Source organism: Sphingobacterium lactis, assembly GCF_011046555.1.
Taxonomy (GTDB): Bacteria; Bacteroidota; Bacteroidia; order Sphingobacteriales; family Sphingobacteriaceae; genus Sphingobacterium; species Sphingobacterium lactis.
Map to the genome: position 1 here is coordinate 555,288 of NZ_CP049246.1, position 19,439 is coordinate 574,726.

At 44.8% G+C, this 19,439-nt stretch carries 19 protein-coding genes; 5 read left to right on the plus strand and 14 right to left on the minus strand.

The window, feature by feature from the left end; translation table 11 throughout:
* Positions 1–7 precede the first annotated feature (7 nt).
* From G6N79_RS02460 to G6N79_RS02480, 5 genes are all read right to left on the minus strand, one after another.
* The gene (locus G6N79_RS02460; protein ID WP_103905015.1) at positions 8–1,138 is read right to left on the minus strand and encodes a FecR family protein; all 1,131 of its coding nucleotides are present in this window, start codon (positions 1,136–1,138) and stop codon (positions 8–10) included.
* Between the two features lie 70 nt (positions 1,139–1,208).
* Positions 1,209–1,784, minus strand: coding sequence for an RNA polymerase sigma factor (locus tag G6N79_RS02465; protein ID WP_103905016.1), 576 nt, complete (start codon positions 1,782–1,784; stop codon positions 1,209–1,211).
* Between the two features lie 50 nt (positions 1,785–1,834).
* Positions 1,835–3,262, minus strand: coding sequence for an L-serine ammonia-lyase (locus G6N79_RS02470; RefSeq protein ID WP_103905017.1), 1,428 nt, complete (start codon positions 3,260–3,262; stop codon positions 1,835–1,837).
* Positions 3,263–3,357: 95 nt separating this feature from the next.
* Entirely contained in the window at positions 3,358–5,067 is a 1,710-nt protein-coding gene (locus G6N79_RS02475) for a glycoside hydrolase family 3 protein (protein ID WP_103905018.1), read from the minus strand.
* Positions 5,068–5,155: 88 nt separating this feature from the next.
* The gene (locus G6N79_RS02480) at positions 5,156–5,698 is read right to left on the minus strand and encodes a TetR/AcrR family transcriptional regulator (protein ID WP_103905019.1); all 543 of its coding nucleotides are present in this window, start codon (positions 5,696–5,698) and stop codon (positions 5,156–5,158) included.
* Positions 5,699–5,890: 192 nt separating this feature from the next.
* On the opposite strand from G6N79_RS02480, the gene G6N79_RS02485 reads away from it, so the two are divergent.
* A complete protein-coding gene (locus tag G6N79_RS02485) occupies positions 5,891–8,665 on the plus strand; it encodes a TonB-dependent receptor (protein ID WP_103905020.1) in 2,775 nt (924 codons plus the stop codon).
* Between the two features lie 2 nt (positions 8,666–8,667).
* On the opposite strand, the gene G6N79_RS02490 is transcribed toward G6N79_RS02485, so the two are convergent.
* The 7 genes from G6N79_RS02490 to G6N79_RS02520 all read right to left on the minus strand — a co-directional run bounded on the left by G6N79_RS02490 (position 8,668) and on the right by G6N79_RS02520 (position 12,742).
* Entirely contained in the window at positions 8,668–9,462 is a 795-nt protein-coding gene (locus G6N79_RS02490) for a M48 family metallopeptidase (protein WP_103905021.1), read from the minus strand.
* Positions 9,459–9,902, minus strand: a complete 444-nt coding sequence (locus G6N79_RS02495) for a magnetosome magnetite crystal formation protein family (protein WP_103905022.1) — start codon at positions 9,900–9,902, stop codon at positions 9,459–9,461. Before G6N79_RS02495 ends, G6N79_RS02490 begins: the two co-directional genes overlap by 4 nt.
* Positions 9,878–10,285: a DUF2752 domain-containing protein gene (locus tag G6N79_RS02500; protein ID WP_103905023.1), complete on the minus strand. Its 408-nt coding sequence runs from the start codon at positions 10,283–10,285 to the stop codon at positions 9,878–9,880. The genes G6N79_RS02495 and G6N79_RS02500 overlap by 25 nt, the downstream gene beginning before the upstream one ends.
* Positions 10,286–10,288: 3 nt before the next feature.
* Positions 10,289–10,630, minus strand: coding sequence for a TM2 domain-containing protein (locus G6N79_RS02505; protein ID WP_103905024.1), 342 nt, complete (start codon positions 10,628–10,630; stop codon positions 10,289–10,291).
* Positions 10,631–10,711: 81 nt separating this feature from the next.
* The gene (gene trhO / locus G6N79_RS02510; RefSeq protein WP_103905025.1) at positions 10,712–11,683 is read right to left on the minus strand and encodes an oxygen-dependent tRNA uridine(34) hydroxylase TrhO; all 972 of its coding nucleotides are present in this window, start codon (positions 11,681–11,683) and stop codon (positions 10,712–10,714) included.
* A gap of 89 nt (positions 11,684–11,772) precedes the next feature.
* The gene (locus tag G6N79_RS02515) at positions 11,773–12,009 is read right to left on the minus strand and encodes a DUF3820 family protein (RefSeq protein ID WP_200818747.1); all 237 of its coding nucleotides are present in this window, start codon (positions 12,007–12,009) and stop codon (positions 11,773–11,775) included.
* Entirely contained in the window at positions 11,990–12,742 is a 753-nt protein-coding gene (locus G6N79_RS02520) for a glycosyltransferase family 2 protein (RefSeq protein WP_103905026.1), read from the minus strand. The genes G6N79_RS02515 and G6N79_RS02520 overlap by 20 nt, the downstream gene beginning before the upstream one ends.
* A 265-nt stretch (positions 12,743–13,007) precedes the next feature.
* Here G6N79_RS02520 and G6N79_RS02525 point away from each other — a divergent pair, with 265 nt between their 5' ends.
* Positions 13,008–13,700, plus strand: a complete 693-nt coding sequence (locus G6N79_RS02525; RefSeq protein ID WP_200818748.1) for an FkbM family methyltransferase — start codon at positions 13,008–13,010, stop codon at positions 13,698–13,700.
* A 1-nt stretch (position 13,701) separates the two neighbouring features.
* On the opposite strand, the gene G6N79_RS02530 is transcribed toward G6N79_RS02525, so the two are convergent.
* Positions 13,702–14,625, minus strand: a complete 924-nt coding sequence (locus G6N79_RS02530; protein ID WP_103905027.1) for a glycosyltransferase — start codon at positions 14,623–14,625, stop codon at positions 13,702–13,704.
* Positions 14,626–14,749: 124 nt separating this feature from the next.
* Here G6N79_RS02530 and G6N79_RS02535 point away from each other — a divergent pair, with 124 nt between their 5' ends.
* Genes G6N79_RS02535 through G6N79_RS02545 form a run of 3 tightly spaced genes read left to right on the plus strand, consistent with a single transcriptional unit; the run spans position 14,750 to position 18,667 of the window.
* Positions 14,750–16,201: a lipopolysaccharide biosynthesis protein gene (locus tag G6N79_RS02535; RefSeq protein WP_103905028.1), complete on the plus strand. Its 1,452-nt coding sequence runs from the start codon at positions 14,750–14,752 to the stop codon at positions 16,199–16,201.
* 2 nt (positions 16,202–16,203) lie between these two features.
* Complete coding sequence (locus G6N79_RS02540) at positions 16,204–17,577, plus strand: asparagine synthetase B family protein (protein ID WP_103905029.1); 1,374 nt, start codon at positions 16,204–16,206, stop codon at positions 17,575–17,577.
* On the plus strand, positions 17,555–18,667 hold the full coding sequence (locus G6N79_RS02545; RefSeq protein WP_103905030.1) for a CapA family protein: 1,113 nt from the start codon (positions 17,555–17,557) through the stop codon (positions 18,665–18,667). The genes G6N79_RS02540 and G6N79_RS02545 overlap by 23 nt, the downstream gene beginning before the upstream one ends.
* Before the next feature lie 10 nt (positions 18,668–18,677).
* Here the strand turns inward: G6N79_RS02545 and G6N79_RS02550 are convergent, their stop codons facing one another.
* Positions 18,678–19,421, minus strand: a complete 744-nt coding sequence (locus G6N79_RS02550) for a DeoR/GlpR family DNA-binding transcription regulator (RefSeq protein WP_103905031.1) — start codon at positions 19,419–19,421, stop codon at positions 18,678–18,680.
* Positions 19,422–19,439: the final 18 nt, after the last annotated feature.

Consider the following 19,439-nt stretch of genomic DNA (forward strand, 5'->3'; position numbering starts at 1 on the left):
ATAATGGTTATTTTTTTAGGTGTTTCAGTTTAACTTTATTGTCTTCTATAACATAGGTAACTGGTAATATTTCTTTCAATAGCTCACACACCTGCCGCAAACTCTTATCCTTTGAAATGTTTCCAAAGAGCTCCATGTTCTTGATATCACCGTCCATTTCGAACTCGACATCATACCAAATGGACATCTTTTCTGCGGCCTCTTCCATGGTCAATCCCGTCAGATCGAAATAGCCTTCTTTCCAATCCAACACCTTCTGAGCATCTTCAACGTAGGTGACCTGACGGCCATTGAATGCCTCGTTCGGCTTCAGAACGACAGGGTATGAAATGTTCGCTTCATCACCCAATTTGGTCGTTTCATTGGTCACGGCAATCTTACCTTCCAAGAGCGTGGACATAAATCCATCAGGACGGTTGTTCACGTTGAAGCGTGTTCCGAGCACCTTAATCGTATGTCCTTCCGAACGCACATAAAAAGGACGTTCAGCTGCTTTTTCCACTTCGAAATAGGCTTCCCCTTTTAAGGCCACCTCACGATAATTCGGATTAAAGTTAACCGGATATCGGATTTCCGACTTGGAATTCAACCATACTTTTGACCCATCCGCTAGGACCAAAGAGGTAATGCCTCCTGCTTTCGTACGAACTGTATTGTATATCACATCGACTTCCGGATCGGTTGCCGTATAACTGATTTCTCCGTCTGCATTTCGTGTGACCAAGTAGCCATCACCCATTACAGTATCCCCAATCTTCAGGTTGTCCAATTCCAATTCGCGGTTATCCTCAAAAACAAGAATGGAATTTTCACCTTTTGGCGCCTTCACATCAACAAGGGCTGGGTTCGCAACTTGGTCTGGCTGGAAAAAGAACAGCCCAAAAACGAATAGTATGGCAGCTGCCGCCGCGGCATACAACCAATGGGTTAGTTTTCTGACCTTCTTGTCCACTACAGGTTCTTCGATTTCCTCCAATGGCACACGCGCATCAAGTTTCGCCACGATCTGCTCCACACGATTATCATCCAACAGCACATCCTCCCCTAATTGGGCATACCATTGCTCAACAAGTTGTTGCTCTTCTGTAGAACAGGTCCCTTGAAGGTATCGGTTCAATATGTTGTTATCTATATGCATTGAATTGCTGGTTCTAAATCTCCGAAGAGCACTTTTTGGTTAAAGTAAAGTGAAGACGGGTGGAAAAAGGTTATGTCCCTAAAAAAAAGAAAAAAAGTGCAAGAATCTTCAACTTACCACCTAAATCTTTGATAATCAAGCTGTATTTGTTTCGAATTGTTTTTTCAGAAAGGCCCAAATGTTCGGCAATTTCCGTATTGGAATAGCCGTCGATACGCATTTTGAGAATAATGCGGTCTTGTGAAGAATATTTGTCCATGAGGCGATCCAACTCTGCCAGGAACTGCCTTTCACGGATCTGATGGTCTGCACTTTCGACAAACCCTTCCCCATGAAGACGTAGGGAATCTAGGTATTTACGTTCATGGACTTGATGGGCAAAATAATCCAATATCTTATTGCGCAGTGCACGATATATATAGGATTTGAAATGTTGTGTAATCTGGATGTTCTCTCTGTTTGCCCAAAGTTTGATGAAGAGATCGTGGACAATATCCTCGACCGCGTCATCATCATCCAATTTTTTGAGTGCCAAACCGACCATAGGCCGCTTGTAACGATTATAGAGTTCATTGAACGCAGGCTCTTCATTCTTTTTGACCAGGTCAAAAAGTTCCTCATCGGTTAATATGAAGTAATTATGCATGCCTTAGGTAAATGTTAGCCACGCAAATTAAAAACTTTCTCGTAATTAACCTAACATTCAGGCAAGCTTAGCGGTACTTTTATTGCCAATCCTCCATCTGCGGTCTCCTTATACTTGATATTCATGTCCTGTGCAGTGTCCCACATTGTGCTTACTACGGCATCTAAACTCACTTTCGCTTTATCCGGGTTGGACTGCAATGCCAATTGGGCAGCGGTAATGGCTTTGATAGCGCCCATGGTATTTCTTTCGATGCATGGAATTTGCACCAAACCGCCTATAGGGTCGCAGGTGAGGCCTAAATGGTGCTCCATCGCGATCTCCGCAGCCATCAATACTTGGCGCTGGGATCCGCCCAAGCATTCCGTCAGCGCGCCGGCGGCCATAGCCGATGAGACGCCAATTTCTGCCTGACATCCGCCCATAGCAGCTGAGATTGTCGCCCCTTTTTTGAAAATAGAGCCGATTTCCGAAGCAGTGGCTATAAACTGAATAATCTTGTCTTCTTTATAACAATCATGGAAGACAATGTAATACTGAAGTACGGCAGGAATTACGCCTGCAGCACCGTTTGTTGGCGCCGTAACAACCCGACCAAAGGAAGCATTCTCTTCATTTACAGCAAGTGCAAAACACGAGACACAATCCAGGATATAACCGAAATCCCGTCCACCAGCACGTATCGCCTCCACCCACGAATCAAAGTCGGTATAGGAACGTCCCTTCAACATGCGCTTGTTTAATTTCGCAGCTCGGCGTTCCACATGTAAGCCACCGGGCAGCACACCTTCGGTATGGCAACCTTTATAGATACATTCTTTAATGGCTTGGAAAATCTGTAACACACCTGCCTTGGTTTCCTGTTCCGGGCGCCAAGACAATTCATTCTCCAGCACCAGTTCCGAAATTTTCAAACCCGTGCGCATACAGGCCACCATCAATTCTTGGGCAGTATCTATCGGGAAAGGCAGATCAATCTCCGATAGGAAACTCTCGGTATCTCCTTCCTGCACCACGAAACCACCACCAATAGAATAATAGGTTTCCGAAACAGCAGTTTCGTTCGCTAAGAAAGCTTGAAATGTAACAGCATTCGGGTGGAATGGCAAACTTTGGTCATATAGGAACAACAGGTCATCCGTATAGGAAAATGGAATTTCCTTCTTCCCGCCCAATTGCAGCTGTTGATTGGTTTTTATACGATCTACTTTTGGCACGACATCGCTGACATCAAAGGTAACGGGATCATCTCCACTGAGACCAAGTAGCACGGCAATATCCGTTCCGTGACCGACACCCGTTTTAGCCAATGAGCCGTACAGCAGGATTTTTATTTCCTTCACCTCCCCTAAAACACCTTTACTCTCAAGCACTTCCACAAAACGTTGTGCTGCGCGCCAAGGTCCTAACGTATGGGAACTGGAGGGACCAATCCCAATCTTAAACATATCGAAAATAGAAATCTGCTCTTTTGCCATGTTACAAATTATTCATAACAAAATTAGGCTTTCTTTTCGATAAAAAAAGCCAGTATCGATTACTGGCTCAATTCTTATTTTTTTAACATTTGGAATTAAATTCCGTCACCATTCTTAAGATCCTTAGAAATCGTAACAGGTAATCTCCCCTCTGGTTTTATTTGTTTCAATAAAGCCTTCAATGCCGCTTTTTGCATAAAGAAATCATTCTGGTATCCCAAAAGAATGGATGAACTGCGCATCACATCTACGGAATTCAAGGCATACGGATTGGTAAACATAACGGTTACTGTTCTTCTACCGGCCAACCTGTCGATGAAATGCTTGGTAGCATCGTTGAAATGCAACTCGGAACGTGGTCTAGATCGGTTATCATGGACAACAAGTACAATCTGACGATGTCCCCGTGCTGCCTTGATCAATTCCTCCAACTGTTCCTCGGTTTCATTACCCTTCACATAATATTGGTCATGCTGCGTCAATTGCAAGGCTAACCCTTTTTCAAAATCCTGCGCCTTATCGATACCCACGCTGACAACTGCAGTTCCTCTGCGCACATCAAAGCGTTTCAATCCGCGTTCGGACTTCACTAACGTGATTGCTGCATCGGCCATGCGTTGCACCAAACTCTGCGCACTTGGCGTGTTGAGGTCTTGGATCAGGTTCCGCGTATTTACATTTTGGCGTTTATCCAGACCAACCCAAAGTTTTGCTGCCAATACTTTTTTAACACGCGCATCGATGTCGGCCTGTTTGATTCTTCCTGAAGCGATTGCTTTTTGAATGAGGTCAATGGCACGACCGGAGTTTTCCGAAACCTCGAGTAAATCGTGACCGGCTTCAATGGCCATGACGTCCGCTTCACCATTCGGAAAAAACTTCTTCACCCCTTTCATATCCATCGCATCCGTAACAGTCAGCCCCTTGAAGCCCAATTCATTGCGCAATAGGTCAGTGACTACCTTTTTAGAAATGGAAGATGGCATATTTGGCGTGGCATCCAATGCCGGAATATTCATATGCGCCACCATAACCGATGGTGCACCCGCTTGAATCAACTGGCGGAAAGGATAGATCTCCAAGCTGTCCAAACGTTTTCTATCGAACTTCAATTGGGGAAGATCGTGGTGTGAATCCACGTCAGTATCGCCATGACCCGGGAAGTGTTTCAAAGAGGCTAGGATCCCACCTTGAACCATACCATCCATATAGGCTTTGGCCTTGGCCGTTACTTTCAACTTGTCGTCACCAAACGATCGGAAATTGATCACGGGGTTCTTCGGGTTATTATTGATGTCAACAACGGGAGCAAAATTGAAATGCATGCCTATGCGCTGAAAATCACGTGCAACCTGTCTGCCCATTTCATAGATAATGTTATTATTCTGGATAGCACCCAAGGTCATCTGATATGGGAAAGAAATCGTCGAATCCGGCATGCGCATGCCCAATCCCCATTCCCCATCAAAGGTAATCAACAAAGGCACCTTACTTGCTTTCTGGTATTTGTTGAACATATTCGCATGGCGAACAGGGCCTCCCTGAAAGACAACAAGACCACCTAACTGTTCCCGTTCAATTACACGTTGTACGGAATCGATGTATTTCTGTCCAAGATTCGTATGCGCACGAACCAGAAATAACTGAGCGATCCGTTGTTTCGGTGTCAATGTATTAAATACCGAATCAACCCATGTATGCTTTTGGTTGATAAAAGTCACAAAATCAGCCTTTTTTGTCTGCGCGAAACCAGCAGTAACAAGCACCGTGGACAGTAAGACTATTCCTAAAAGTTTTTTAATCATCACAAATTAGTTTATGCGAAATACGGGAATTTTGCTTGATTTATAAAATATATTGCATATTTAAATCAAGAACACGCACAAAAGCGCATTACACGAGGTTGTATTTTTGCTCAACCAAACGGGACAGCTCAACAGCATTCTCAATTTCACCACAGGCTTCCTTCTTCCAGAGCATATCGATAATCAACAAAAGAAATTGGGTTTCGAGTTCCGGATTAGGATAACCGAGTTCTAAAAAAGCACGTTGGATAATGGGCTGAACAGGCTTAATGAACAATTCATGTTGGGATTTTGAAAAACTGTGGTGCGATAGACGCTCCTGAAGTTTCCAGAACAAGGGCTCTTCCGCAACCAATTTCCCAGGTAACTGCACCATATTCCGTAAAAAGTCCTTTGCACTCTTATAGGTCATCATACCTTTATGATGCAACAGCACTTTACGATAGCCTGATTTAACAATATGCGCCAATAGGGCATCCTTATTACCGAAGTGCTTAAAGATCAATGCTTCGGAAACCCCAGCATTGGAGGCAATCTCCTTCGTCGAGGTATCCAAATAGCCCTTACTCGCAAATAATTGCAAGGCTGTCTGTAAAATTCTTTCCTTTCTACTGAATGTTGTTTCTTTCATCTATAATATCGGAACAAATATATCCTTTTTTTTGAAAACAGCGCCTAATTGACCGGGTTGAACCCTGCGCAAGATATTGGAAAGAAAAGGCAATCAAATACAAGATTGAATGGCAAAAATGTATCTTTTTTGTGATTATAAAGTGGCAACCAACGAATTGTAGTAATATTGACAAATCAATTAAATCGACCAATGAAACACATCCTTTTCCTGTTATTGTCCATCTTTATCGGGCACAATGCTTTCGCCCAGGTGCAGCTTCAAGGAAAAGTAATCGACAAGACAAAAAACAGCGGGTTGCAGGATGCGACCATTCAATTACTGAACCTACAGGATTCCACCATCCGCACTGCTAAATCAGTTGATCAAGGAGCATTTAGCGTGGATCGACTTGCCCATGGCGACTACCAGGTTCAGGTTACCCTATTGGGCTATAAAAAGTATGAGGAAAAACTGAAGGTTCAACAAAACAACCCTCTGCTATCGATTTCCCTCGAACCGGGGGAAATCCTGATCGAAGAAATCAATATCGAAGCGCCTGCGAGCATTGCGATCAAGGGAGATACCATGGAATTCAATGCCCGTAATTTTGCTACCCGGCAATATGCCGATGCGGACGAAATGGTCTCCCAGGTTCCCGGTGTGACGGTGGATGAGGACGGCAATGTTTCTGCCCATGGGGAAGAGGTCAAACGGATCTTGGTGGATGGTAAGGAGTTCTTCAGTACGGATCCAAAGATTGCACTCAAGAACCTTCCTGCCGACATTATCGACAAAATCCAGCTCATCGATGAAAAAAGCGAACAGGCAAGATTTTCCGGATTTGATGACGGTAAGCGCAATAAGGTGATCAATATCGTGACCAAACCGGATAAAAAGAAGGGTTACTTCGGTAAAGCGAATGCCGGAAAAGGCGATAGCGATAAATTCACGTTGAGCACCGCCATGAATGCTTTTAAGGGCGACCAGAAAATCGGCATCAACATCATGGCCAACAACCTGAACGAGACAGAATTCCATCAAGCTGGTGGAGGAAGCCGCAGGAGCAACAACAATGTAACAGGTGGGATTTCCGATACCTATGCCGCCGGCGCCAACTACAGCAACACCTTCCTGAACAAAAAAATGGAGGTCAATGGGAACTATCGGTTCCGCAGTGTGAACGCCTTTACGGACACGTATTCGGACATTGAATACCTCATGGGCAGTCGTGCGAATCAGTTCCAGAATCAACATGAGATCAGCGATGTGGGCAATACGGCCCACAATGTGAATGCCCGGGTACGTTGGGAAATCGACAGCCTAAACCGGCTGGACTTTACACCAAACATCAGCTACCAGAAGAATGACCGCATCGGCTCTAATATCAGCAGCATGACTAAGGGCGGCACCGAGATGTTGAACAATTCCGACCGAACGGTAAACAACAGCAACAACAACTTCAGCTATGGTGCAGGCTTCACGTACATGCGGCGCCTGAAAAACCCCGGCCAGACCATCTCCCTCAACGTCAATGCCAATAAAAGCAGCAACGAAGCGCTGGGAAAAACGCTGGCGTTCAATGAATATTACCAAGACGCCGTATTGAACAGGATAGACACCAACGACCGGGAGAGCACCACCAATGGATATGGCTCCGGCATAAACACCAAGTTGGCCTATACGCATAATATCACTAAATTATCCCGTTTCCAGGCGAATTATGGGTACCGCAACACCAATAATTATTCCGACCGAAAGACCATGGAATTCCTGGCAGAAACGGGGCAATATGAAGAGTTGAATGAGCGCCTGAGCAATGCTTTTCGGAATGATTTCAACCACCACAGCGCAGGATTGTCCTATTCCTACAACAAAAGAGATACCTTCCGCTTCCAGATTGGGCTGAATTATGAGCACGGTATCCGCATAAATGACCGGACCGTTCCCATTAACCTCAAAACAAAAGCAGACTTTGGCAGCTTCCTGCCGGAGATGACCATGGTTTATTTTTTCAATAAGCAACGAAACCTGGAGTTCAATTACAATACGGCCACCAATACACCGAGCATTAACCAATTGCAGGATTATATCGACAACTCCAATGAGCTGATGGTTCGCAACGGTAATCCCAACCTGGATCAGGAATATAACCACAACCTGCGCCTTCAGTTTCGGGACGTAAATCGGCAGAACGGCAGAAGCTTCAACAGCAACCTTAACTTTTCGTACATCAACAATAAGATCATCAACTCGACCATGACCACGGACAGTACCATTACGCTCTTTGATGACATCATTTTGGGTGCTGGTGGGCAATACATCGTCCCTGAAAATGTGGACGGTGAGATATCCCTACGTTCGACCAACAGTTATGGCCTACCGATCAAAAAATGGGGCATCAACCTGAACCTCAACAACGCGCTTTTCTACAACCGCAAGTATGCGATATTAAATAAAGTCTTGACACCCAACCATGGCTACGGATTGAATCAACGGGTCGGAATTGCCAGTAATTTCAGCAGGAAAGTGATACTAGGATTGGATTATGGCGTCAGCATGAACTTTACGAACAACCCTCAGGCCGAAATACAGCATTATAAGGTCATCAACCATTACTTCAGAAACAAGGCCACATTTGAGGCATGGAAAGACCTCACCTTTGGCTACGACCTATCCTATTACTATAATGATGGCCTGTTGAACAGTAGCGGAACATCGACGACCTTAATGAATGCCTTTGTGGGTTATAAAATCTTGAAGGCCAAGAATGCTGAAATTGCACTTCGGGGCTTCGACCTCTTCAATAATGCCACCAATATCAACCGTCGGATTACGGAGATCGCTGTTACCGATATCCAATCCAACACCCTAAACCGGTATTTTCTGTTGAGCTTAACCTATAACCTACGCAGCTTTGGATCAATGGGATCTGATAATGGGGACTCAGACAGCGACAGAAGGGGCAATAGAAGGAGAAACAGGTAAGATTACTGGGGTTCTGCTCCAAGATAATCCTGTATGCGGCGCTTTAGTGCTTTATATGTTTCTCTGGAAATAGGGCTCTTATACGTTCCGCTTTGCTGGCCATCCAATTTCTTTCTGATATAGGCCTTCCGTTCCGAAGGATTGGGATGGGAAGAAACCCAGCTGTCCACGTCATCTGAGCCAAAGAATATGTCAAATAGTTCCATCACTTTGACCAAGCTATTTGGATCCACCTTAGTCTGCTGCAGATAATCAACTGCAGTTTCATCAGCTTCTTTTTCCAATTTGCGGGAAAAGGCTTGCGAGGTCAGGAAACTGGTCACCTCTCCAGCTCCCGAACTGGACAGCAAGAGATCCAGCCCGAAATTGGTAACGAGGGCGCGCATCACATGATTCTTTTCACAGTGTGCGATTTCATGGGCAAGAATGGCCGAGACATAATCCGCACTATCCAAGAAATCAATCAATCCGGTGGTCAATACGATTTGATCATCCGGAAGGGCAAAAGCATTCACCTCTTCGCTCACCATCAGGTATAACCTGTAATCTTTGGCATCGATATGATTTTGATCCAACAGGGGAACAAAAAGGGAATCCAGCGTTGGCATGATACTATCGGTATCGATAAAGTCATGGGAATATTCCAGATTTTCCAATACCATTTCCCCTAGCTTCTCTTCCAGCCGATGTTGATTTTCATCAACCTTAAAGATCGAGAGCCAATTGACCTGCGCTAAAAGTATATAGGCGAGTGCAATCCCACCCAGCAAAAGAAAGAATTTACCTGCTATCTTCATCGCTTCATCATATTATCGGTTAAGTCCGCAAACAGAAACCAGCGAACATGAATGCCCTTCCGGGTTTGAATGGAGGTATAGATTGTCGAGATAATCTCAATGGCATTGAGTGCCACCACCAACATCATATAGGCGATGTAGGCATTGGTGACAACTGATTTTTGAAGAATAATTCCCAGGGTCCACCAGAATGCGGTAGTATTAAAAAAGAAAATAGAAAATTGAGAGATCAGTGCTTGGGTACAGTGCCATTTCACGAATTGTGGGGCCTTTCTGTTGGCCAGATAGAAGGCAACCGTAGCAATAAGATTGAATATGGGCAGCGGTAATCCGACAAACAGCGCAAATAACGACATCAAGTAACTATTGGATGCGTATTCGCGTTCCGACTCTGTAATCTCTCGGGGATTAAAGGCTATAGCCCTTTCTTGATATTCCATATCCAGTTCAGTAAAATGAGTACGACTAAAACGCTACTGATTAAGGTATGCCGCTGTAGGAAAAGCTCCGTTCGGCGATACATCTTTTCGTAAACCCGCTTTTTGGCTAGCCCATCATACAGCATGAGCGCGAGAATAGCAATAAACAGCAAGGCCGATAGCACGCCTAATGGGTTGATGAGGATCGCCCCTCTCCAATCGCCCTGCAGCAGTGCGGTTATGGACCTTGTACTTCCGCAGGATGGGCATGGATAACCAGTAACAGCTTTTACCGGGCACACAACAATATGCGCATCGCTGTAATAGTCCAGTGCCAACCACAAAAGGCCAAAGAAACAAACTATCGCTGTTGTCAGGTATAGCTTGTTCTTTTCCTGTCTCATCGATTAATAGCTTAATGCAGTGACTACTTTTTCAAAATTCTTGGACTTCGTAGCGCCCATGATCAAGAACCAGTCAATAATGGTCCAGATTCCCAGACCACCACAGGTAAGTAACTTTGCAATGCCCAGACCGGTATCCCCGATCATAAAGCGGTCTATTCCAAAGTGGCCAGCCAGGATGGAAACGATCAAAACTGTCGTTGGATCCTTGTATTGCTGAATCTGAACGTTCGTGTATTTATTCTCATCAGCTTTGGACAACAAGTCCTTGATTTCCATCAAGTGGTACGATTCAAAAAACTTGTTATTGGTCATTAAGAACATATCGACCTTTTGACTATCCATTTCTTTAAATTTATTAGGTTAATAAAAAATCCATTTATCAAGGGAAGATAAATGGATTTTTTCAAATATTTTAATAAAGCGTTAATTTTTAACTAATTTCTTATGCTTTCTTTTGGATATTTTTTCCACGTTTACAGGCTGAGGAACTTTCACGTAATACCCTGTCCCATCGTATTCCCTTTTGCGGGGATGTGTTTTACAGGCATCCGAACAACAGCCATCCATTTCCCAACCACAGTCGTCACATTGCGTGAAATGTTCATTACATACCGGATTAGCACAGTTGATCATCTTCGCAGTCACTTTACCACAGTTCTTGCAAGTTGAAACTACCGAAGGGTTCACCGAATTGACAGGCACTGTAACACGGTTGTCAAAGACATAACATTCACCTTCGAAATCTTCACCGCCAGCTTCTTTACCGTATTTGATAATTCCGCCATGCAATTGATAAACCTCTTCGAAGCCTTCCTTAAGTAACAGCGCAGAAGCCTTCTCACACTTGATACCGCCTGTACAATAGGTTAGGATCTTTTTTCCTTTTAAGTGTTCCAGTTCTTTCACTTTTTCCGGAAACTCGCGGAAATTCTCGATATCCAAAGTCACGGCATTTTTAAATCTGCCGACATTGTGTTCATAGTTTGAACGCACGTCCAAAACGACTACATCGTCCTGATCTTTCATCGCCAGGAATTCCTGCGGTTCCAAGTGCTTACCGGTCTGCTTGTTGGGATCAATCTCCTCCGGATTACGCAATCCAGAATGGACAATCTCCGATTTATACCGGCAATGCATCTTGATAAACGAAGGCTCATCCACATTGTCGATCTTGAATTCGGTCTTTGCGAAACGAGGGTCACTGTGTACCTGTTCCATATAGGCTTTACAGCTCTCCGGAGTACCGGAAACCGTTCCGTTCAAACCTTCATCAGCTACGATAATACGGCCGACAAGGTTTAGCGATTTACAAAATTCTAAGTGATCTTCCGCAAATTTCTCTGCGTTTTCGATAGGGCTGTAACAGTAGTACAGCAATGTTTGATATTGTGCCATAAAGTCATTGATACCGCTGCAAACGGCGTTTAATGTTAAAATTCTGATGCAAAGATAGAAAAAAGGATGTTAACCGAAATTGACTTTCATCACTTTTTGATCAATGGTATCAGGAGATACTCCAGACCATTGAGTTTTATTTCATAGAGAGTTTCCAGTAGAACGCCCATCTTTCCGGGTGGGAATCCCTTTTGCTTGAACCAAGCAAGATAGGGTTCAGGAAGGTGACAAAGCCGATATCCCTGGTATTTTCCAAAGGGCATCCGGGTGTTTGCCAATTCGACCAACATATTCGGGTTGAACAGACTAGTCTCTTGTTTTGCCATTTTTCAGTCGGTGTAACATCATGCGCATGGCAATTACGCCATGGTTGATCAAATTAGGGATAAACCCATAGTATTTCTTGAATATTTCGTAGCGTTCTTTCAAGCTCTGCTTATGGCGCTGCTGCGACATGCCTCCCACCAGGTATTTGGCCACATAATCCTTTACATTCACTATTTTATTGGCTTTCTGTGCCGCACGGATGACCCAATCAATATCAGAACTCAATTTATATTGCAGATCATAGGGGCTGGTCAGACTCCGCTTGATATAGATGGCTTGGTGGCATACATTCATCCCATACTTGAAGGAAGTCCAATCAAATTGTTCCGGAGTCTTATGTCGGCGGTCACCGATAATCTCCCGTTCTTCATTGATCAATTTTGTTTCACCGTAATAGATATCGGCATGATCATCATTGCTGAATATCTTTTCCAGGGTAGTCGGCTCATATAGCTCATCACCGGAATTCAGGAACAGCACATAATCTCCAGTAGCTAGGGCAAGACCCTTATTCATCGCATCATATATGCCCTTATCCTTTTCTGACATCAAGATATTGATGGTATCACGATACCCCTCGATCACCTTCATGGTGCCATCCGTGGAGGCGCCATCGATCACGATGTATTCGATATTTGGATAGGTCTGGCAATCTACCGAAGCCAGGGTATGCCCAATATCGCGGACATTGTTGTAAACTATCGTAATGATCGAAACTTTAGGATAAGCCATGCGCCAATTGAATGAGTAATGTAAAGTAAGAACAAAAATAGGCAAATTTTAGAATAGAATTGAAAGAACATGAGCTCATTTTGAAGGCCTCTTTTTGCAAAAGGGGGCTTTCATTTTCCAAGACAGCTTAGTAATTGAGATTCAATTGGCATTTCCCGAGGCTTGAAAGTGTTAAAAGGTATTAAAAAAAACACGACTAAAGATTAATGCTTGGAAATTTATCGTACTTTCAAGCAAAATATTAACGAATTATAACCCGAACTGCATGTCAACCTTAAAAAAGACAATCCTGAAGTATTTTCCGATTCACAAATTCTTCCATGCGCGTTCGTTCTCGCAGGAAGGCGAGGATATGGTGCTGCGTGGGTTCTATGAAGGGAGGAAGCATTACCGGGGATTTTATGTTGATGTAGGCGCTCACCACCCCTACCGTTTTTCGAACACCATGTATTTTTACAAAAAGGGCTGGCGGGGCATTAATATCGAACCTTCACCTGAGGCCTTAAAATGGTTCAAGTGGTTCCGTAGCAAGGACACCAACCTGAACATCGGCATCAGTGCCAGTCCACAGGAGCTGACTTACTATTGCTTTAACGAACCGGCACTCAATGGCTTCTCCAAGGAAGTATCGGAAAAAAGAGATGGTCTGAATGCCAAGTACCATCTTGTTAAGACCATTCCTGTCCCAACGCTGCCACTTGCGGAGGTGTTGGATAAACATGTACCGAAAGGGCAGAAAATCGACTTTCTCTCTGTAGATGCGGAAGGATTTGACCTGATCGTGCTGAACTCCAACGATTGGAAAAAGTACCGACCGACCTTCGTCCTGGTAGAGGAAGAATTATCGATCATCGAATTGGATAGATCTGAGGTATTTCAGTTGATGCTGCAGAAGGGATATGACCTTGTCGCAAAAACCAAACGAACCCTCTTTTTCAAAAATGCTGACGAGAAATAAATCAGGGCTTTAGCCTACGCATCTTGCGCTGTTGGATTTTTTTCTCTAGGAATCGGGCAAGGCGCTCAAAGAAAGTACCTTTTCTGTTCTTGTAGAAGTGCTTGATGGCTTCGTAAGCTATTGGATCTTCTTCAACTAACGCAGGAAATTTCCTTACCGGCTTCCGCGCCAGTTCAACCCGGTAAACCTGATCGACATCTGAATGGGTCCCCGATCCATCGGTGCCCGTATTCTGGATATAGGAATATCGCGGATAGAGCACCATCCCGTTCTGTTTGAATACAGAAAGGTACCACCGGATTGCCCATGAATTTATTTTGCCGGCCTTAAATTGCTTCACCTGCTTCCAGAAGTTCTCTGTACCATCAATGGAAAATGCTTTGTGATCGCGTCTTTTAAAATCCTTGGTCAACTCCTCGATATCGGGGTTGAAATGCTCCCATGCGCGGGCCCATGTTGCCCAGCCCCAGCTGTTAGCTACACGGAAGAAAAAGGACTGCGGAAGCTTCTTGGGCTGCTCCACCGGATACATATATCCGGAGATTTCCATAACCCGTGGATCATCCTGATAGCGGACCAAGGCCTCATTAAAATATTGCAGGGCATGCGGCGAAGTTTCCAGATCGTCCTCCAGCACGATGATACTGCCATGCTTCTGGACCACCTGTGTCACTCCCTCAATGATGCTATTTGCCAAGCCCTTGTTCTGCGAACGCTCGATGATGTAGATGTGCTTGAATTTCCAGGGCTCACGAATGATAGAGCGCACCTGATTTACGGCATCAACGTCCTGTGCCGTTTTTGCGCCGTCCGAAAAGATATAGATATCCGACTGCTCCGCTAAGCTATTGGCCTCCAATGCGGACAGGGTTTTACGTGTATGGGTCGGTCTGTTGTAAACAAATAAAGCGATTGGTGCTAGCATGAAATTTGGAAAATCAATCAATTCAGAATCAAATATATGAGTAAATATCGTATTGCATTAAGTATAATGCTCTTTTTCTTATGCTGTACAAGAATCTTTCCTAAATTTGTCGTTTAACCTGTACATGAGCGAGAATACGAAGAACATTACTATCAAGGGTCTCTATTGGAACACACTGGACCGTTTTGGGAATCAGGCGGTGGTAACCATTTTAGGGATTATTACCGCACGCTTACTCGTTCCGGAAGCCTTCGGTATAATCAGTATCCTGATGATCTTTACCACCATTGCAACCGCATTTGTGGACAGTGGTCTGGCCACTTCGCTCGTCCGTACAAAAAATGTGTCCGAAGCCGATTACTCGACCATGTTCGTGTTCAATCTGTTGGTCAGTATAGGCTTCTACCTGGTCCTTTTTTTCGCAGCACCTTATATCGAACGCTTCAATGGCATTGATAACCTTGCCCTATACGCACGGGTGCTATTCCTGCAAATTATAGCACAGTCGCTAGGTATCGTCCAATACGTTAAGATTCTCAAGAATTTTCAATTTCACATCACGGCGAAGGTCAATTTATTGGCAATTTTCTTTGCTGGCCTCATCGTGGTGGCCCTTGCCTTGATGGATATGGGTGTCTGGGCACTGATCCTGCAGCCTGTTCTGTATGCGCTGTTCAGGTCGGTTCTCTTTTGGCTATGGGGAAATTGGAAAATGAGTTTCAACTTTAGTAAAGCGTCCCTGAGAAATCACCTTGGATTCTCCGTATCCTTTATGATATCCAATATGATGGGAAAAATATTGTCTCCATTCTACTATTCCTTTATCGGAAAGCATTATTCCGTTGGAGATGCGGGATATTATTTCCAAGGGAATAAATGGGGAGAAACACCCAGCATGTTGATTTCCTCAATTATTCAGGGCACGACCCTTTCAACTTTAACGCCGATACAAGACGATTATCCGCGGTTCCTGAATGCCTGTCGGAAAACCATGGCTACCTTGGCCTTTGTCCTTTTTCCGGTCAGCATATTGGCCATCTGCATCGCAAGACCTGCATTTGACTTTGCCCTCACAGAAACTTGGTTGCCTTCCGTGCCGTTCTTTCAGCTGCTCTGTTTCGGGAGTTTGTTTATTTCCATTACCGACATGAATGTCAACTTCCTCAATATCAAAGGGCGCTCTAAATTCTCCCTCTCCCTGGAAGTCATCAAATTCAGTTTAGCGATTCTCTTGCTATTCTTAACCTATCAACAGGGTTTTTTGGCCATCATATACGGGCAGATATCCGTTAGGATAGTTTGTTTTATTATTGCAAGCATCATGAGCGGAAGAGTCTACGGCTATAATACCTTATCCCAATTGAAGGATTTATTCCCATCGCTGTTGATGAGCTTATTGGCAGCTATCGTCGCCTATCTTCCCCTGCATTTCAACCTGATCCAGCATAATTTACTACTTCTCATCGTTCAAACCATTATATTCGCAGGAATATACCTTGGCTTGAACCAACTGACCGGGAATGATGTCTGGCAGGAAGTATTGGCATTGGTAAGGAAGAAAATCATTAAGAAATAGGAATGGACGCAATTAAAGGAGATTGGGTAGGCTATCAGACTGTATTTTACCACGAAAAGACCGGAAAATACAGCCAGGACATCAATGAGGTCATTGATTACAACAACCTGGAAATAGATCCTGCCGGCCTTTCCGCTTATTTGGATTATGGTTATTCCGTATTCGGCCATACGCCGGTTAAATACGTCAGGTACCTCTTGCCCCATGAAACACTGGAAATTATCGATGGTAAGGTCCGCACCACAATGGGCAAGGATCGGACCCTGGATCTGTTGGGGAAAACAAGCCATGAAGATGATGTGCTCGGCAAGATCGAAAATGCGGTCAATACATGGGCAGCGGGTTTCCAGGAAGACATCCTCATCCCAACCAGCGGAGGGTTTGATTCCCGGTTGATGAATGTCTTGATCAACGATAAATCCAGGATCCATGCCTATACCTATGGCACGTCCCTAAATCAGGGCGAATCCAGAGAATCGGTGTATGCGAATTTGCTATCCCAACGTTTGGGCACGCAATGGAGCCGTATTCCCTTGGGTACCTTCAATGTCTATATGGACGATTGGTATACCCAATTTGGCCCGGCAGTGGCTGCATCTGGAACCTATCACATGGAATTCTACCACAAGATCAAAGAGAAAGAGGGCGGGAATCCTATGCAGCTCCTGAGCGGTATCATTGGTGATGCCTGGGCGGGTGCCGTCAAAGTTCCCATGGTCCATAACCCGAAAGAATACCGTACGCTGGGGTATACTCACGGCATGAGTGCCGACTCCAAACGGGCCACAGGTGTAGATTATACCTCTTTGATCGAACCGATATTCGATCGCCAAAAGGAACATCTCGCCTCTCCGGAGTACCGCATCATTACCGCGATGCGAACTAAAATGATGATGTTGCAGTATTTGATTTCCGTACCGGCACGCATTGCCTATCCAGGATACTCCCCTTTTATCGACGAGGACATCGCGATCGCTATGCTCAACCTCCCAGTCGAGCGAAAAGAAAATCGAGCCTGGCAGCAGGATTTCTTCCGCAAGCACAATCTCCTTTTTGAAGAAGAGAAGCATAAATATACCTATCAGAATAGCCTGAACTATTATGCACTGTTGCATGAGCGTCTAGAGTCTCTATCTGTCGATCTGTTGCGCGAGCACATCCAGCCCGACTATCTGCATTGGATCAACCAGAAGATCATGCACATCGGCACGAAGGAACGGATATTCCAGACGCTAATGCATACGCCTAAGGTGAAGGGTGTGCTGAAGCTTTTGGGTGCGAAGAATGAATTACTTGAGGCCTATTTTGCGTATATTACGATAAAACCAATCGAAACGCTGTTAAAGAAACGTCATGTCGGAATCCACCAAGCATAAGTTTATTTTTGTTGGCGATGTCGTGCTGCAGAGCCAGCCCCATTTCGATGCGGGCATGCAGGCATTGATGGCAGCCGCGCAGATCCGGGGGTGCAACTTTGAAGCACCGTTACAGGGATTGGGTCAACCGATCCGTAAAACCGGCCCGCACGTTGCGCAACGTCCTGAAGCTCCACTGTGGCTGAAGGAACTCGGATTCAACCTCTATAACTTAGCGAACAACCATATCTTTGACTATGGTGCGGACGCAATGTATAAAACCGAAGAGGCGATCGGCATTGAGCATGTCATAGGCATCAGCAACGATGATGCAGCCTATGGCATGACGCTAAAACACTTGGACGGTGTCAAATATGGTTTCCTGGCCTACGGCGAAAATGGATATGGCGCTCTGAACGGTGACCGGATGGACGGACATGCGTGGGTCAATGCCCCACAGGTAAACCAGCAGATCAATAATTATAGCAAAGAAGCGGATATCCTGATCGTACAGGTCCATGCCGGTGTGGAACTCCTCAATGTTCCGATTCCGGAATGGAGACAACGCTATCGGGAACTCATCGACCAAGGTGCCGATATGGTTATTGCACACCATCCCCATATCGTTCAGGGTGTGGAGGAATATAAAGGAAAACCGATATTTTACAGCTTGGGGAATTTCTATTTCGACTATCCCTCAAATCACCCTGCATGGAATACCGGCGCGGTGCTGGAATTGGATTTCGCGGATAAGGCACTTCAAGGGTACCAGATCCACATCGTACAGAAAGAGAAGGATTTAATAAAGTTGCAGGACCGCACTTTCTCCGATAATTACATGCAAGTGCTGAACGACTTGCTCAATAGCCCGGATTACGAAGCTTATGTGGATAGCAAAGCCGTAGAAGAATGGGAAAAGCATCATGCTGCATACTATGCCAAGCCCTTCAACGGACTGGCATCCTATAGTCTGACAAAGCTATTGAAGCATGCGAAACGAACATTATTCAACCGCCAAATTGATTACAACATGATCTGGCACAACATGTTCATCGAAAGCAACAAATGGCTCGTAGAAAGAGCCATTCGAAATAAGATGAAGCAGCAGTAGACTGCTGCGATTAGATCACTGTAATTTGCTTGCTGAATTCTGCAAGGCTTGGATGCTTGGGATTCAAATCCGTAATCAGGTAACTGATATCCTTCAATGGACATACGCGCAATTTCTGATTGGAGTTCAATTTCTCCACAATGCTCAATACGCCCAATTTCTGGGAGCAGCGGATCATGGCCTTCTTGATCTGAACGACTTCCCAATCCGAGTCCGTCACCCCTTCTTCCACCGAGAGACTGTTCGTCCCCAGCAAACAAAGATCAACTTTGATGTCCGTAAGCTCGTTGATCACTTGCGATCCGGATACCACATTGGTGTTCCGGCTAAGTTTCCCACCGATCAGGATCACCTCCAGATTTTCTTTCTCCGCGAGCTCCAAAGCCACCAGTGGACTGATGGTAAAAAAGGTGCATTGGATATCTTTGGGCACCAAACGCGCTAATTCTATCATGCTGGTACCACCTCCGACCAGGATCGTCATGCCGCTTTTGATCAGCGATATCGCTTTGGAAGCAATTTCCTTCTTGGCCTCCTTTGCATAGACGTTCCCTTCCTGAAAAGGATATTGAAACGATTTAGAGAGTGCACCCCCATAAACTTTTAAAACCTTCCCACTTTCCGCCAACTCATTCAAGTCGCGACGGATGGTGTCTTCCGAAACATTTAACTGTACACTCAAGTCCGAGGAAAGGACTTTATTATGGATATTAATCTGATGTATAATGTAGGCTTGCCGTTCTTCCTTTAACATATTCTAAAAAGTATTTGA